Raw genomic sequence first — 16,139 nt, 5'->3', positions numbered from 1 at the left:
GAGGAAAAAAGACAAGAATTATGAAATGTTATAAAAGAATTATACCACTGATACTGGCGTGCATGATGCTTGCCGGATGTGGTCAGAATGTATATAAAAAGGGTGTGGAAAGTCTGGAAAATAAAGATTATGCAGCAGCACAGGAGAATTTCCAGAAAGCAGTAGAGGATAAGAAAAATGTGGCCGATTCCTATCGTGGACTGGGAATTGCATATTATGAACAGGAAAAATACAAAGATGCGCTTGCTGCATTTGAAAATGCAGTTTCCGCCGGAACGAAGGAGACAGGAACAATCTGTAATATGATGGCAGTGTGTAAGATGCAGACAGAAAACTATGAAGATGCTATTTCTTATTATGAAAAAGCATTGGATCATTCAGATTGTTCTGACGATATGAAGCAGGAAATTCAGTTTAATGTAATAGTCTGCTATGAAAAACTGGAAGACTGGGACAATGCAAAAGCAAAACTGGAAGATTATGTGACTGCATATCCAGATGACGAGAAAGCTGCTAAAGAAGCAGAATTTTTAAAAACCAGATAAGGGAAGTTTAAATGATAGAATTAAAGAAAGAGACAGAACGTGTTATATTGGTAGGGGTATGTCTTCCGGGGCAGGAGGATATCGATGCTTCACTGGAAGAACTAAGTGAGCTTGCGAAGACAGCCGGTGCTGTTACAGTAGGAAAAGTTGTGCAGAGCCGGGATCAGGTACACCCGGGAACTTATGTCGGAAAGGGAAAGATTGATGAGATCAAAAGCCTTTTGTGGGAGTTGGATGCAACAGGAATTATCTGTGATGATGAATTGTCGCCGGCACAGATGAACAATCTCCAGGATGAACTAGATGCAAAGGTTATGGATCGGACTCTGGTTATTTTGGATATATTTGCTGCAAGAGCATCTACCAGTGAAGGAAAGATTCAGGTTGAGTTGGCGCAGCTTAAGTACCGACAGACGAGACTTGCCGGATTTGGAACTGCCATGTCAAGGCTTGGCGGTGGTATCGGTACGAGAGGTCCGGGAGAAAAGAAGCTGGAGATGGACAGACGTCTTATTAAAAATCGGATCGCACTTCTGAATCGGGAGCTAAAGAGTGTAAAGCAACACCGTGAAGTGACAAGAGAAAAAAGAGCAAAGAGCCGGATTCCGGTCGCAGCAATCGTGGGATATACGAATGCCGGAAAGTCAACACTTCTCAACGCTTTGACTGGTGCAGATATTCTGGCGGAAGATAAGTTGTTTGCAACACTGGACCCGACGACAAGAAGTCTGAAGCTTCCAAGCGGTCAGGAGATACTTCTGACAGATACCGTAGGTTTTATCCGGAAGCTGCCACATCATCTGATCGATGCATTCAAAAGTACACTGGAGGAAGCAAAGTATGCAGATATGATTCTGCATGTGGTTGATGTCTCGAATCCTCAGGCGGATGAGCAGATGTTTACTGTTTATGAGACACTTCAGGGATTAAAAGTCCAGGATAAACCGATTATTACCGTATTTAATAAACAGGACCGACTGGAAGGAATACCAGTTATTCGAGATTTTAAGGCAGACTATGCGGTTTCAATATCTGCAAAGACTAAAGCAGGACTCGGGGATCTGCTGGAGACGATTGAAGCGCTTCTTCGCCAGCAGAAGGTTTATATAGAGGAAGTATATCCGTACAGTGAAGCCGGGAAGATCCAGCTTATTCGAAAATATGGAGAATTACTGGAAGAGAATTATACAGAAGAAGGTATCCAGGTTACGGCATATGTACCTGCTGATATTTATCCGCAAATTGTTGTCAACAGGTAATTTTTATTATGTTTTATAGTGTGTTATTTTTTCATACATTTAAACGACAGAAAAATCATTATATACATTGAAAAAGAAATTGATGCCTGTTATGATAAGAATAGTGAAAATTGTCTGAAGATTTAAAACGGAGGTATGTTATGAAAGTGGTATTAGAGCGTTATCATGGATTAAGCAACGATTATGTAGTATTTGATCCAAATAAAAATGAACTGGAACTGACACCGGGAAATGTTAAGATGATTTGTGACCGTAATGCAGGACTTGGAGCAGATGGAGTCCTGGAAGGTCCGGTTATAAAAGAAGACGGCATGCATGTCAAAGTATGGAATCCGGATGGAAGTGAATCTGAAACAAGTGGAAATGGTGTCCGTATTTTTGCAAAATATTTAAAAGATGCAGGCTATATTCAAAAGAAGAATTTCAAATTATATACCAGATATGGGGAGGCAGCAGTTACATTTTTAAATGAAGACGGAAGCAGACTACGTGTTTCTATGGGAAAGATTTCTTTCTGGAGTGATGAAATTCCGGTGACAGGAGAGAAGAGAGAAGTTATCAATGAAGATATGGTATTCGGAAGGACACTGTATCCGGTTACTTGTGTAAGTGTCGGTAATCCGCACTGCGTGATTCCGATGAGAGAAATCTCTAAGAATATTGTATGCAAGATTGGTGATTATTCCGAGTGTGCGAAGTATTTTCCGCACAGAATCAATACACAGATTATGAAAGTCATCGACAAAGAGAATATCGCTATTGAGATTTATGAACGTGGTGCAGGCTATACTCTGGCATCTGGAACAGGTGCATGTGCAGCCGCAGCCGTGGCACATAAGCTTGGTATGACGAATAACAAAGTAATCGTACATATGCCGGGAGGAGACCTTCAGGTGGAAGTAGAAGATGACGGAACGGTCTTTATGACAGGAGATGTATTCTACGTGGCAAAGATTACGCTCAGCAGTGAATTTACGGAGAATTTAAGAAGCCTGTAAGAAGGAGAGATATGTCTTTAAAATTCGTATTTGGGCCATCTGGCTCAGGAAAATCTTATCAATTATATGATTATGTGATCCGGGAATCTGTAAAGTTCCCGGATCGTCAGTATATTGTCCTTGTACCGGAGCAGTTTACGATGCAGACGCAGAAGGATCTTGTCATGCAACATCCGAATCATGGAATTATGAATATCGATGTACTTAGTTTTGTGAGGCTTGCTTACCGCATCTTTGAGGAGACCGGTGGGCAGGCCCTTCCGGTGTTGGATGATGAGGGAAAGAATCTGATTCTGCGAAAGATTGCCGGTGATTATGAAAAGGATTTAAAAGTCTTAAAGGGAAATATGAAAAAGCTTGGCTATATCAGCGAAGTCAAATCAGTGCTTTCAGAATTTGATCAGTACGATATTGGGGAAGAGGAACTGAGGCAGATGAAAGCAGTAGCAGGGGAGAATTCAAGGCTTTATTATAAACTTCAGGATCTGGAAGTTCTGTATATTGGTTTTAAGAAATATCTGGAAGATAGATTTGTTACGAAAGAAGAACTCCTGGACGCACTTTGCCGTGTAGTGAAAGGTTCGGATATTTTAAAAGAAAGTACGATTGTTCTGGACGGATTCACAGGATTTACACCAGTACAGAACCGGCTGCTTGGAGAACTTCTTGAAGTATGCCGGGAAGTGATCGTAACTGTAACAATGGATGATCGGGAAAACCCGTACGTTTATAAACACCCATATCAGTTATTTGCACTCGGCAAGCATACCGTGACATCGTTAATACAGATTGCGGCAGAGAGAAAAGTGAGTGTGGAAGAAGCTTTGTGTCTGTACGAACGTCCACTCTATCGATTCTGTGACAATTCGGCTATGGAGTTTCTGGAGAGAAATATATTCCGCTATAGCAAAGAATGTTATAAGGAAAAACAGGGAGCAGTCCGGATACATGTGGCCAGAAATCCAAGAGAAGAAGCGATGAAAGCTGCAGGAAGAGTTCGGAACCTGGTTCGGACAAAAGGATATCGTTACCGGGATATCGGAGTTATTGTAAGCAATATGGAGGTGTATGGTGATGACCTGGGACAGGCATTTGACATCTACGAAATTCCGGTGTTTATGGATCATAAGCGGAGTATTCTTTTGAATTCTTTTGTAGAATATATCCGGAGTCTTCTGAATATGGTGAAGGATAATTTCAGTTATGAGAGTGTATTTCGTTTCTTAAGAACAAATCTTAGTGGTTTTACTTATGGTGAAGTCGATGAACTGGAAAATTACGTAATTGCGCTTGGAATCCGTGGATATAAGAAATGGCAGGAGAGCTGGATCCGCCGCCCGAAATATCTGGAAGAAGAAAATCTGGAAATTCTGAATCATAACCGGGTTCGTCTTGTGGAAAAGGTGGACACGCTTGTGTATGTATTAAGACAAAGGAGCAAGACAGTCAAAGATGTGACGATGGCGCTTTATGAGTTTATGGTGAGAGAAGAACTTCAGTTAAAATTGCAGCGTCAGTCTGAAGCATTTCAAGAGGCAGGAGAACTTGCGCTTGCCAAGGAATACAGTCAGGTTTATCGTATTTTGATTGAACTATTTGATAAATTCGTAGAACTTCTTGGTGATGAGAATGTGACCATGGATGAATATCTGAAGCTTTTAGACGCGGGTCTTGAAGAAGCAAGAGTCGGAGTCATTCCACCTGGAATTGATCAGGTTGTTGTTGGAGACATGCAACGTACAAGATTAAAAGATATTAAAGCACTTATTTTTGTCGGGGCAAATGATACATTTCTTCCGGGAGCATTAATAAGGAGTGGCCTTCTTACAGAGCGCGACAGGGATAAGTTTGCAACAGGAAAGATCCATCTGTCACCGGGAGGTAAAGAGAAAGCGTACGAGCAGAAATTTTATCTTTACATGAATCTGACAAAACCTTCTGAGACATTGGATATTTATTACAGCAAGGTTTCCGCGGACGGAAAAAGTATCCGCCCATCATATCTGATCCAGGAGATGCAGAGATTATTTTCGGGTCTGGAAATAGAAGACGAAGAAAAACAGGCATTTTCTGCCCAGGAGTGGACCCCAAAGCTTGGTATGCAAAAAGTTATCAGAGGATTTCAGGACGGGAATGCTATGGATCAGGAATGGCAGGAATTATATTCCTGGTACAAGAGACAGCCACAGTGGCAGTATCGTGTAGAAGAACTTATGAAATCAGGATTTTATACCCGGCCGGCAGATGGACTGACAAAAGAGGTGGCTAAGCAGCTTTATGGAGAACATTTTCAGGACAGTATTACGAGAATTGAACGGTTTTCAGCCTGCGCATTTGCTCATTTTCTTACTTATGGACTGCGCCTTCGGGAGCGTCAGACATACGAATTCCAACCGCTGGATCTGGGAAATGTGTGCCACAGCGCCCTGGAGTATTATTCCAGAAAGCTAAAAGAAGAGCATTTGTCCTGGACAGAGATAGAGGAAGAAAAAAGACAAGAATACATTGATGATAGTGTGGAACATGCCATTTCCGACTATGGAAATTCGGTGCTTTACAGTTCAGCGCGCAACGAGTATATGATTGAACGCATGAAGCGTCTTCTGACGAGAACCATATGGGCGCTTACAAAGCAGTTGGAAGCAGGAGATTTTGTGCCGGTGGCTTATGAAATGCGTTTTGAGAATGGTAAGATTGACCGTGTGGATCTGTGCAAAGACAAAGACAAGGTCTATGTCAAGGTTCTGGATTATAAGACCGGGAGCAAGGCCTTTGATGTGGTGGCTTTATATCATGGGCTCCAGCTTCAGCTTATGGTCTATATGGATGCAGCAGTAAAAATGACTCAAAAACATTACCCGGACAGTGAAGTGATTCCGGCAGGTGTCTTTTATTACCGGTTAAATGATCCTCTTGTGGAGAAGAAAGTGGTTGGAGAGGAAGAAGAAATCTGGCAGAAAGTACTAAAAGAGCTGAAAGTGGATGGCGTGATGAATTTGAAAGATGAGACACTGGAGCATCTAGATCATTGTCAGGTCGGAGAATCTGCTGTCATTCCTGTGAAATATAATAAAAATGGTAGTCTGTCAAAAAATTCAAAAGTTGCATCGGAGCAGGAATTTGAAGTGATGATGCGCCATGCCCTGGGGAAAGTTTTTAAGGTACATCGAAAAATATTAAGTGGAGAAGTTGCGGCATTTCCATACCGGAGAAAACAGGAGAGTGGCTGTGATTATTGTGCATACCGGCATATCTGTGGTTTTGACCAGAAAATACCGGGATACAAATATCGGGATATTTTTGAGATGACACAGTCAGAGGTGATGGCAGCCATGGAAGCAGATGCAGTCAAAGAGAACATGAATCGGGACGATCATGAAAAGGAGCAGGAGAAAGGAACGGGCTCATGGGAGTAAAATGGACAAAACAGCAGCAACAGGTCATTGATCTTCGGGACCGCAATATTCTTGTGTCTGCAGCAGCAGGTTCGGGAAAGACAGCAGTGTTGGTAGAGCGTATTATTACAATGCTGACTGATGAGGAACACCCGGTCAATGTGGACGAACTTCTGATTGTAACATTTACAGAAGCAGCGGCAGGTGAGATGAAAGAACGAATCCGGGGTGCCATTGAAAAGGCATTAGAAGAGAATCCGGAAAATGAACATCTGAAAAGACAGGCGACTTTGATCCACAATGCGCAGATTACAACAATTCACAGTTTCTGTCTTTCCGTAATCCGTGATCATTTTCATGTAATCGATATTGATCCAGGTTTCCGTACTGCAGAAGAAGGAGAACTGAAACTTTTGCGGCATGATGTATTAGATGAACTGCTGGAAGAAAAGTACGCGCAAAAAGAAGAGCGGTTCTTGCGGTTTTCTAATGCCTATGGTGGAAGAAGAAATGATAAAAAGCTGGAAGAAATGATTGAGAAGGCTTACGATTACAGTCGGAGCTATCCAGACGGAGAGGGCTGACTTGATTCTTGTGTTGATGCATATAGAGTCGACTGTGCAGAAGATCTGGAAAAAAGTGATTATGGAAACAAAATTGTAACCTGGGCGAAAGCCTACCTGGAAGAAGCAAAACTATTGAATGAACAGGCAACGCAAATTAGTCTGGAAATAGATGGCCCGGCTGTGTATGAAGAGGCTTTGAAGCTGGATGCTCAGACAATAAGAGAGCTCTTAAGTGCAAAAAATTATAATGAGCTGTCTGGGCGCATCCAGAATGTAGAGTGGAGCAGGTTTGCATCATGCAGAGATAAGACTGTATCGAAAGAAAAAATAGAAGCAGTTAAGGATCTTCGTGAGCAGGTGAAGGAAATTGTCAGTGGTCTGAAGAAAGATTATTTTTATCAGAAACCGGAAGAAATGGCAGCAGATATGCAGATATGTCTTCCTTATATGGAAGAATTGGTGGGCCTGGTAAAATGTTTTTCGCAAAGATTTGACGCAAAGAAGCGCCAGGAAAATGTTATTGATTTTTCAGATATGGAGCAGTTTGCACTTCAAATCCTGGCAAAAAAAACAGAAGAAGGGTTTGAACCTTCTGAGGTTGCAAAGGAATATCAGGATCAGTTCCGGGAGATTATGATTGACGAATATCAAGATAGTAATCTGATCCAGGAGACAATTCTGACTAGTATTTCCGGTGTTTCGAAAGGAAAATATAATATTTTTATGGTGGGAGATGTCAAGCAGAGTATTTATAGCTTCCGGCTGTCCAGACCAGAGCTTTTTATGGAAAAATTTGACACGTATGATTTGGAAAAAGGACCAAAACAAAGGATTGATCTTCATAAAAACTTCCGGAGTCGAAAAGAAGTACTGGACAGTGTGAATTACATTTTTCGGCAGATTATGGTGCGAAATCTTGGAGAAATTGATTACGATGACAAGGCGGCATTGTATGTAGGTGCAGAATATCCTGAAAATCCGGGGTGTGAAACAGAAGTACTTGTATTAAATACAGAATTAAAAAAATATGACCGTTCCATAAAAGCCTCCAAACAGGAGATGGAAGCTCGGATGATCGCAAGCCGGATCCGCAGGCTAATTGCAGAGCAGAAGGTTCTGGATAAGAAGACAGGAAAACTGCGTCCGGCAAGATATTCCGATATTGTCATTCTTACCAGAAGTGTGAAAGGGATTGCTGACATATTTGTACAGGAACTGAATCGGGAAGGAATTCCGGCATTTTCAGGTACAAAAGAAGGCTATTTTGCGACGCAGGAAATCGGTGTGCTTCTGGATTATCTGAGAGTGCTGGATAATCGGAAACAGGATATTCCACTGGCGGCGGTTCTTATGTCGGCATTTTGTGGATTGAATGAACAAGAAATGGCAGTGATCCGAAGTTCTGAAGCTTTTGAAATTCCATTTTACCAGGCGGTAGAAAATTATCTGGAAAACGGAGAAAATACGGTAATATGTGAGAAACTCAAACATTGCTATGGAAAAATGAATGATTTCCGCGAAATTGTTCCGTATACACCAATCCATGAACTTCTACGGAGTATTCTGACACAAACCGGGTATGGTCAGTTTATTTCAGCAATGCCGGGAGGCGCGCAGCGTGCGGCAAATGTAGAAATGCTGATTACAAAAGCGCAGGCATTTCAGTCTTCCAGCTATAAAGGACTTTTTCATTTTGTGCGTTATATTGAGCAGCTTCAGAAATTTGAAGTGGATTATGGTGAGGCAAGTCTGGAAGATGAGCAGTCAGACACAGTCCGTGTCATGACAATCCATAAAAGTAAAGGACTGGAGTTTCCAATCGTGTTTGTAGCAGGAACTGGTAAAAAATTCAATGTGACGGATCTTGCCGGACAGGTGATTATTCATGCCAGACTGGGAGTCGGTATGGACGTGGTAGATTTAGATAGAAGAACGAAAATTCCAAGTCTGGTAAAAAAAGTGATTCAAAAAGAAGCGAAGCTTGATAATTTAGGAGAAGAGCTTCGTGTGCTTTATGTTGCACTGACAAGAGCAAAGGAAAAGCTGATTATTACAGGAACCTGTGATAATCTAGAGACAAAAATGGCAAAGACGCTGACCTTTGCACAGAGAAGTAGTGCTATTCAATATCTGGACTGGATCATACCGGCACTTGCATATATACCAGAAGAGATACCGGTCACTTTCGAAGAAGTGTTGCTAGAAGAGATTGTCCGTGATGAGGTGGAGACGGAAGTATCCGGAAAAATACAGGAAGAAATATTACGAAGATGGGACACTTCAGCAGAATATGATGCAAATGTAAGACAGACATTAGAAGAACAGTTCGCATATCAGTATCCTTATCCAAAAAGTCATGCTAGAAAGATGAAATTTACAGTATCCGAGCTAAAAAAAATGGCTTATCAGGCAGAACTTGACGATGAGGAAAATGCTTTGGGAGAAGTAGTTTTTGAAGAACCGGAAGTTGTACCGCTTCTTCCTAAATTTATGACAGAAGAAGAAACACTGACCGGAGCTCCGCGAGGAACTGCTTATCACCGCGTCATGGAACTTCTCGATTTTGAAAAAATGTATGATAGGCAGACGCTGGAGACAGAGATAAACACATTTGTAGAACAAGGGCGAATGACGCGAGAAATGGCAGATTCCGTCCGGACAGCCGATGTGTTGGGATTTCTTGATAGCTCTGTGGGAAAACGAATGAGAACAAGTGCAGATTGTGGAAAACTGTGGAAAGAACAGCCGTTTGTACTTGGAATACCAGGACAGGAATTATATAAAGACGAGCCAGAAGGTGACTTTGCTCTTGTACAGGGAATCATAGATGTGTACTTTGAGGAAGAAGACGGACTGGTCGTACTGGATTACAAGACAGACAAAGTATATAAGATAGAAGAACTGGTGGAAAAATACCATGCCCAGCTAGATTACTATGGCAGGGCACTGGAACAGATCACTGGGAAGAAAGTGAAAGAAAAGGTGCTGTACTCTTTTACACTGGGCGAAGCCTGCAGTTTGTCTTAACAAATATTAATTACTAAAAAGGATGCATCAAGTGCATATTCTAAGTTCCCCACACAGGGAATTACGATGAACCTCTAAAAACAAACATCATATTCAGCAGAGGCCTCTATGATGTTAAGAGTTTCATCTCCATTGTGTGGAAGTCGCGTAGAATATGCACTTGATGCTGTTTTTATCTCAGTCGAGAAGACAGACTCCCACCTTCAGGTGGTGAGTAATAGCAAATTTGTCTCAGTGGGAGTCCAATCTCCGACTGAGATAAACGCTCCACGAGGATGCGCAGTGATTCTGATAGGAATATGTCAGCTTCTCTGACCAGAATCACGCGCCAAGTCTCACGGACGTTCGACTTGAATGAAAATATCTGTTAAGACAAAATGCAGGTTGTTCCATTTTTGCAACTGTTTTCTCTTGACTTATAATATTATATGCCATATAATATACAAAAGCATATATTATACAGCATATAATATATGAAACAAAATAATATAGCGAATCTGTAAAGATAATTGCATGACAATTTTTGGTTAAATCCAGATTTTGCAGAAAGGGTGTGGTGAAATGGTCTTTAATACAGGTGCAGCTCTTTTAGATGCGATTGTTCTGGCAGTTGTGTCACGGACAGAGGAAGGCACTTATGGTTATAAGATTACACAGGATGTGCGGGAGACAATAGAAGTGTCTGAATCAACCCTCTATCCAGTTCTTCGAAGACTTCAAAAAGATGGGTGTCTTGAAGTGTACGACAGACAATATGATGGGCGCAATCGAAGATATTATAAGGTGACTTTGGCAGGAAGGGAAAAGCTTGATATGTATCGGACAGAATGGACACAATATACGAACAAGATCAATCAGTTATTTGCAGGGGGTGAGAAGTAATGAACCGAATTGAATATATGACAAAACTAGCATCGCTTTTACAGGACATCCCGGAAGTAGAGCGAAGAGATGCTATGAAGTATTACAATGATTATTTTGATGAGGCCGGCGAAGAGAATGAAGAACAGGTTATCCGGGAATTTGGCGCTCCGGAGGAAGTGGCAGAGAATATAAAAGCAGATTTAAAAGGCAAGACGGAAAATACAACGCATGGTCAGCAGGAAGAATATCAGTCAGCAGGACAGCAATATCAGATGAATCATCAGGAGAATAAGCAGTCATCGGAATATCAGTATGGGACATCAGATGATCAGAAAAAGAAAAATGCCCGTATTGGAAAAATTGTTTTAATTGTGGCTCTTGCGATAATTATAGGACCGGTCTTGATTCCAATTATCGGAGGTATTCTGGCTGCAGGACTGGCAATGGTGTTAACTATCATTGTTGGAGTATTTGCATTGGTTATTGCCGGGGCTGCCATTGCAATTGTTGGAATTTCGCTGGTAATATCCGGTTCCGTTATACTTCTGCCACAGACGGCCGCAGGATTGGCATTGATTGGCAGCGGTCTGATCATAATGGTTCTTGGTGTGGTTGCAACAGTAGGATTTGGAAAACTCTGTGAAGTAGTACTCCGTGGACTGGCAAAGGGAATGAAGTACCTCTGGGAAAAGATTTCTCATAGAAAGGTGGTAGCGTGAAGATGAAAAAAGGGTGGAAAATATTCTGGTTGACCTGTGGTATTACGTTGGTAGTCGGTATTGCACTTTTAGGCATTGGACTGGGAATGGGCGCAACGATGGAAATAGTGAAAGAACGTGCTCCAATAAAAGAGACTTATAGTCCGAATATTCAGGAAAGCTATCAGGGCATCCGAGAATTGGATCTTGACATAGCAGCAGGCGAGATAAAAATATTAAAAGCACCAAAAGAACAGCAGGAGATTACTGTAGAAACACAAAAAATATCCAAAAGTCTTAAGTTTAAGTGTTATGAAGAAGAGGGAGTATTAAATATTACAACAAATAAAAAAGTCTGGAACTGGATTTACGCGCGAAATCATGCACAAGATGCCAAAATATATGTTTATATTCCAGAAGGCTATAGGCTGGAAGAAGTAGAGATGAATCTGAGTGCAGGCAGCATTTATATAGAAGATATCCATACAGAAGATTTAGATATAGATGTAGATGCCGGTGAGGTTCAAGTGGATTCTTTCCTGACAAATGATCTGACAATGAATTGTGATATGGGGCTGATCGAAGCGCTCGGAAAGACACTGGGAGATGCAGATCTTGAAAGTGGCGTCGGAGAGATTAACTTTACTGCCATCGGTAATGAGACAGATTATAATTATGATCTGAATTGCGACATAGGAAGTATTGTGTGTGGCGAAAGAGAATTTACGGAGATTGGAAGTGAATATCAGATTGAAAATCAGTCCGATAAGACAATGTCAATTGAATGTGGAGTTGGGGAGGTAAATGTTCAATTTCAGGCAGAACAATCATAGGAAATGTGAAAAAATAAGCCGAAGGTAAATGTTTTGGCGAATAAGAAATACAGATGTGTTAACAATACTGGTGTAGAAAAATATGTTTCGGCCATATGAAGGAAAGGAGTTTGCCATGGCAAAAAAGAAGGATACACCAGTTCGTTTGGATCAGCTTACAGAAGAAGAGAAGATGAAATATGAGATAGCCGATGAGTTAGGACTTTTAGATAGGGTTATGAAAGACGGTTGGAAATCGTTGTCATCAAAAGAAACCGGGAGAATTGGTGGAATACTTGCCAGAAAAAGGAAAAATCGAAGTAAGAAGTAACAAAAATATTACAAAAAATATTACGAATATTAACAAATGTGAACATTTTACAAGAAACCTTGAAAAACATAGAATCGTTTGCTATAATCGAACAGCTACAAGATGTTGACAAATATGAGTGAGATTATGAGCAAAAAGATAAGTGTTTTAGATATATCCATTGATAATTTTACAGCAAAAGAAGCTATGCGGGAAGCGCTTGCTTATATGGAATCGGATCTGGTGAGTGTAATCGAACTTGTGACGATAGAAAGTCTTATGGAACTGGGAACAGAGGCTGAGTTAAAAGAAGAGATCGAGAATTTCGACCTTATACTGGCTGGTAACAAGACAATTCTGGAAGCAGCAGAGATTACAGATCACAAGTGTCTGCGAGAGACGCAAGATAAGACATTTTTAAAGATGTTTTTAAGATATCTGGCAAGAAAGCATAAGCGGGTATATCTTTTGGTGGAATCGGAAGAAGAAGGACAGAAGATGTTCGGACATTTTGAAGAGTATTACAGAGGAACCCAGATTGTAGGTATGGCGAAAGTATCTGCAAAGAATCGGGCAGATGATATGTTGATCAATGCGATCAATGGCGAGGAAGTAGATTGTGTCTTGTCGGCACTTTCTTCACCGCTGCAGGAAGAACTGATTTCCAAGAATCGTAATGTGATGAATGCAAGAGTATGGCTTGGACTTGGAAAAGATGGAATTCCAGTGGCAGAGAAAGGCATTGGTGGGGGTAGAATCGGTCAGTTTTTTATGAAACAGATTTTTAAGAAGGAAATTGAAAAGAGTAAAAAAAGAGGAAACTAACAAAAAAACTGTAGTTTTCTCTTTATTTTTTTGTCAAAATATATTAATATAGAATTTGAGAATATGCTCTTTTACTAAAAAACAGGGCACTTTGTTGTGAAAAATGCATATTGATATGAGTGGAGGAGATGGATATGATATCTAATCAGATACTTCAAAACACAATTGAAGGATTGAAAGGAATTACAAGAATTGACTTCTGTGTGATGGATACAGATGGGAAACCGCTTGCAAGTACGATGACAGAACAGGAGAATTATGAAGAAGAAGTGCTGGCCTTTGTGGATTCTCCGGCAGATAGCCAGGTTGTGCGTGGATATCAGTTTTTTAAGATCTTTGAAGAACATCAGTTGGAATATGTGCTGTTGGCGAATGGTGGCAGTGATGATGTGTACATGGTTGGAAAGATTGCAGCATTTCAGATCCAGAATCTGTTAGTTGCATATAAGGAGCGTTTTGACAAGGATAATTTCATTAAGAATCTGCTTTTGGATAACCTGCTTCTTGTAGATATTTACAATCGTGCCAAAAAATTACATATTGACACAGAAGTGCGTCGTGTTGTATTTATAATTGAGACGGATCATGAGAAGGACAGCAATGCTCTTGATAATGTACGTAATCTTCTGGGAAACAAATCAAAAGATTTTGTGACAGCAGTAGATGAGAAGAATATTATCATTGTGAAGGAACTTGAGCTTGAAGACGGGCACAAGGAACTTGAAAAGATGGCGAACGGTTATCTGACACTGTTGAAAGATAATGGGGAAGAAGACGCCCTGATCGCATATGGTACCGTCGTACATGATATCAAAGAGGTATCTAAGTCTTATAAAGAGGCGAAACTGGCGCTTGATGTAGGTAAGATATTCTTCAGTGAGAGAAATGTTATTGCTTACAGTGCGCTTGGAATCGGAAGATTGATTTATCAGTTGCCGATTCCACTCTGTAAGATGTTCATCCGTGAGATTTTTGAGGGGAAATCGCCAGATGACTTCGACGAAGAGACATTAGCAACTATTAATAAGTTCTTTGAGAACAACCTGAATGTATCAGAAACATCCAGACAACTGTATATTCATCGTAATACGCTTGTATACAGACTGGATAAACTTCAGAAGAGCACAGGACTTGATCTTCGTGTGTTTGAGGATGCCATTACTTTTAAAATCGCTCTTATGGTAGTGAAATATATGAAGTATATGGAATCGATGGAGTATTAAATAATTAGGAGGAAACTATGATCGAATTAAAGGACGTAACCAAAGAGTACTCGAAGGGAATCTCTGCGCTAAATGGTATCAACCTTAAGATCGAGCAGGGCGAATTCGTATTTATCGTAGGTGACAGTGGATCAGGCAAGTCAACACTTATCAAATTGATCATGAAGGAGCTGGAGCCTACATCAGGTACTATTGTTGTGAACGGACATAATCTGGGCCGCATGCGCCATAGAAAAGTTCCGATGTACCGAAGAAATATTGGAGTAGTGTTCCAGGATTTCAGACTTTTAAAGGATCGTAATATCTATGAGAATATTGCTTTTGCACAGAGAGTTACAGAGACCTCTGCAAGAGTGATCAAGAAAAAAGTACCGGCAGCATTGTCACTGGTGGGACTTGCACAGAAGTACAAAGCATTTCCAAAGGAGTTATCCGGTGGAGAGCAGCAAAGAGTAGCGATTGCAAGAGCAATCGTGAATGAACCGGCGATTCTTCTCGCTGACGAGCCTACAGGAAATCTGGATCCGACAAATTCATGGGAGATCATGAAGCTTTTGGAGGAGGCGAATGACAGAGGAACTACCGTTTTGGTCGTAACTCATAATCAGGAAATTGTAAACGAGATGAAGAAGCGAGTTGTTACGATGAAAAAGGGAGTCATTGTAAGCGACGAGAAAAAAGGTGGGTATAATAATGAAAATTAGTACTTTTGGATATTCTATGAAGCAGGGTGTCAAGAACATAGGGAGAAATAAGATGTTTTCCATTGCATCTATTGCGACTATGTCAGCTTGTATTTTCCTGTTTGGCCTGTTTTATTCTATTGTTATGAATTTTAATTATATCGTACAGAAGGCAGAAGAGGGAGTTGCCATTACGGTATTTTTTGATCAAGAAGCAACACAGGAACAAAAAGATAACATTGGAGCTCAGCTTAAGAATGAAGACGGAGTATTAAGCGTCACTTATGTGAGTGGTGATGAAGCATGGGCAAAGTTCCAGAAGCAATATTTCCAGGGATCAGAAGAAGCAGCAGAAGGATTTAAAGATGATAATCCGCTTGCAAATTCTGATAACTATGAAGTATATATGTCTGATGTTTCCAAACAGAAAGATGTAGTAAGTTTTGCAGAAAGCCTGGATGGAGTCCGTAAAGTCAATAAATCAGATGTCGTTGCGAAGACGCTGACCAGTGTAAATAAACTGGTAGGTTATGTATCAGTTGCCATTATTGGAATTCTGTTAGCGGTATCTATTTTCCTGATCAGTAATACAGTTACCATGGGTATTACTGTCAGAAGAGAAGAGATAGCTATTATGAAATATATCGGAGCGAAGGATGGATTTGTCCGAGCACCGTTCGTGTTTGAAGGATTGCTCATCGGAGCAATCGGAGCTGTGATTCCACTTGGAATTCTGTACTTTGTATATGAGAAGGCAATTCACTATATTCTTGAGAAGTTCCATCTTCTTCAGAATATCATTAATTTCCTTCCGGTCACACAAGTATATAGAACACTTTTACCAGTAGGAATTCTTTTGGGAGTGGGAATCGGTTTTGTAGGAAGTTTCTTTACAATCAGAAAACATCTGAAAGTATAATAACATACGTACTTA

12 protein-coding genes and 1 pseudogene are annotated in these 16,139 nt (G+C 40.7%); all 13 read left to right on the top strand.

What is annotated here, in order from left to right; genetic code table 11:
• Positions 1 to 20: 20 nt before the first annotated feature.
• The 13 genes and pseudogenes from NQ560_RS11520 to ftsX all read left to right on the top strand — a co-directional run bounded on the left by NQ560_RS11520 (position 21) and on the right by ftsX (position 16,124).
• Positions 21 to 545 carry a tetratricopeptide repeat protein gene (locus NQ560_RS11520; protein ID WP_005334517.1) on the top strand — a complete coding sequence of 175 codons (525 nt, stop codon included), beginning with the start codon at positions 21 to 23 and terminating at the stop codon, positions 543 to 545.
• A gap of 11 nt (positions 546 to 556) precedes the next feature.
• Positions 557 to 1,804 (top strand): GTPase HflX, encoded by a 1,248-nt coding sequence (hflX, locus tag NQ560_RS11515; RefSeq protein ID WP_005334515.1) that lies wholly within the window; start codon positions 557 to 559, stop codon positions 1,802 to 1,804.
• A 140-nt stretch (positions 1,805 to 1,944) separates the two neighbouring features.
• The gene (gene dapF, locus NQ560_RS11510) at positions 1,945 to 2,802 is read left to right on the top strand and encodes a diaminopimelate epimerase (protein WP_005334513.1); all 858 of its coding nucleotides are present in this window, start codon (positions 1,945 to 1,947) and stop codon (positions 2,800 to 2,802) included.
• Positions 2,803 to 2,813: 11 nt separating this feature from the next.
• Positions 2,814 to 6,218 (top strand): helicase-exonuclease AddAB subunit AddB, encoded by a 3,405-nt coding sequence (addB, locus tag NQ560_RS11505; protein ID WP_005334510.1) that lies wholly within the window; start codon positions 2,814 to 2,816, stop codon positions 6,216 to 6,218.
• Positions 6,209 to 9,790 (top strand): annotated as a pseudogene (gene addA, locus NQ560_RS11500) (helicase-exonuclease AddAB subunit AddA). Before addB ends, addA begins: the two are co-directional and overlap by 10 nt.
• Before the next feature lie 561 nt (positions 9,791 to 10,351).
• The gene (locus NQ560_RS11495; RefSeq protein ID WP_005334495.1) at positions 10,352 to 10,672 is read left to right on the top strand and encodes a PadR family transcriptional regulator; all 321 of its coding nucleotides are present in this window, start codon (positions 10,352 to 10,354) and stop codon (positions 10,670 to 10,672) included.
• A complete protein-coding gene (locus NQ560_RS11490; protein ID WP_005334493.1) occupies positions 10,672 to 11,373 on the top strand; it encodes a DUF1700 domain-containing protein in 702 nt (233 codons plus the stop codon). The genes NQ560_RS11495 and NQ560_RS11490 overlap by 1 nt, the downstream gene beginning before the upstream one ends.
• Positions 11,374 to 11,375: 2 nt before the next feature.
• Positions 11,376 to 12,185, top strand: a complete 810-nt coding sequence (locus NQ560_RS11485) for a DUF4097 family beta strand repeat-containing protein (protein ID WP_040015594.1) — start codon at positions 11,376 to 11,378, stop codon at positions 12,183 to 12,185.
• 115 nt (positions 12,186 to 12,300) lie between these two features.
• Positions 12,301 to 12,495 (top strand): alpha/beta-type small acid-soluble spore protein, encoded by a 195-nt coding sequence (locus NQ560_RS11480; RefSeq protein ID WP_005337026.1) that lies wholly within the window; start codon positions 12,301 to 12,303, stop codon positions 12,493 to 12,495.
• A 126-nt stretch (positions 12,496 to 12,621) separates the two neighbouring features.
• Positions 12,622 to 13,299: a WecB/TagA/CpsF family glycosyltransferase gene (locus NQ560_RS11475; protein ID WP_040015689.1), complete on the top strand. Its 678-nt coding sequence runs from the start codon at positions 12,622 to 12,624 to the stop codon at positions 13,297 to 13,299.
• A 134-nt stretch (positions 13,300 to 13,433) separates the two neighbouring features.
• Entirely contained in the window at positions 13,434 to 14,522 is a 1,089-nt protein-coding gene (locus NQ560_RS11470) for a PucR family transcriptional regulator (RefSeq protein WP_005337030.1), read from the top strand.
• Positions 14,523 to 14,539: 17 nt separating this feature from the next.
• Positions 14,540 to 15,226 (top strand): cell division ATP-binding protein FtsE, encoded by a 687-nt coding sequence (gene ftsE / locus NQ560_RS11465; protein ID WP_005334486.1) that lies wholly within the window; start codon positions 14,540 to 14,542, stop codon positions 15,224 to 15,226.
• On the top strand, positions 15,216 to 16,124 hold the full coding sequence (gene ftsX / locus NQ560_RS11460) for a permease-like cell division protein FtsX (RefSeq protein WP_005334484.1): 909 nt from the start codon (positions 15,216 to 15,218) through the stop codon (positions 16,122 to 16,124). Before ftsE ends, ftsX begins: the two co-directional genes overlap by 11 nt.
• Positions 16,125 to 16,139: the final 15 nt, after the last annotated feature.

The organism is Dorea formicigenerans (assembly GCF_025150245.1).
Lineage (GTDB): Bacteria > Bacillota > Clostridia > Lachnospirales > Lachnospiraceae > Dorea > Dorea formicigenerans.
This window is presented reverse-complemented; position numbering and strand designations above follow the sequence as displayed.

Coding starts and splice junctions, on each gene's coding strand:
- NQ560_RS11470 (WP_005337030.1), top strand. CDS start 13,434: ATGATATCTAATCAGATACTTCAAAACACAATTGAAGGATTGAAAGGA.
- dapF (WP_005334513.1), top strand. CDS start 1,945: ATGAAAGTGGTATTAGAGCGTTATCATGGATTAAGCAACGATTATGTA.
- NQ560_RS11495 (WP_005334495.1), top strand. CDS start 10,352: ATGGTCTTTAATACAGGTGCAGCTCTTTTAGATGCGATTGTTCTGGCA.
- ftsX (WP_005334484.1), top strand. CDS start 15,216: ATGAAAATTAGTACTTTTGGATATTCTATGAAGCAGGGTGTCAAGAAC.
- addB (WP_005334510.1), top strand. CDS start 2,814: ATGTCTTTAAAATTCGTATTTGGGCCATCTGGCTCAGGAAAATCTTAT.
- ftsE (WP_005334486.1), top strand. CDS start 14,540: ATGATCGAATTAAAGGACGTAACCAAAGAGTACTCGAAGGGAATCTCT.
- NQ560_RS11485 (WP_040015594.1), top strand. CDS start 11,376: ATGAAAAAAGGGTGGAAAATATTCTGGTTGACCTGTGGTATTACGTTG.
- NQ560_RS11490 (WP_005334493.1), top strand. CDS start 10,672: ATGAACCGAATTGAATATATGACAAAACTAGCATCGCTTTTACAGGAC.
- hflX (WP_005334515.1), top strand. CDS start 557: ATGATAGAATTAAAGAAAGAGACAGAACGTGTTATATTGGTAGGGGTA.
- NQ560_RS11475 (WP_040015689.1), top strand. CDS start 12,622: ATGAGCAAAAAGATAAGTGTTTTAGATATATCCATTGATAATTTTACA.
- NQ560_RS11480 (WP_005337026.1), top strand. CDS start 12,301: ATGGCAAAAAAGAAGGATACACCAGTTCGTTTGGATCAGCTTACAGAA.
- NQ560_RS11520 (WP_005334517.1), top strand. CDS start 21: ATGAAATGTTATAAAAGAATTATACCACTGATACTGGCGTGCATGATG.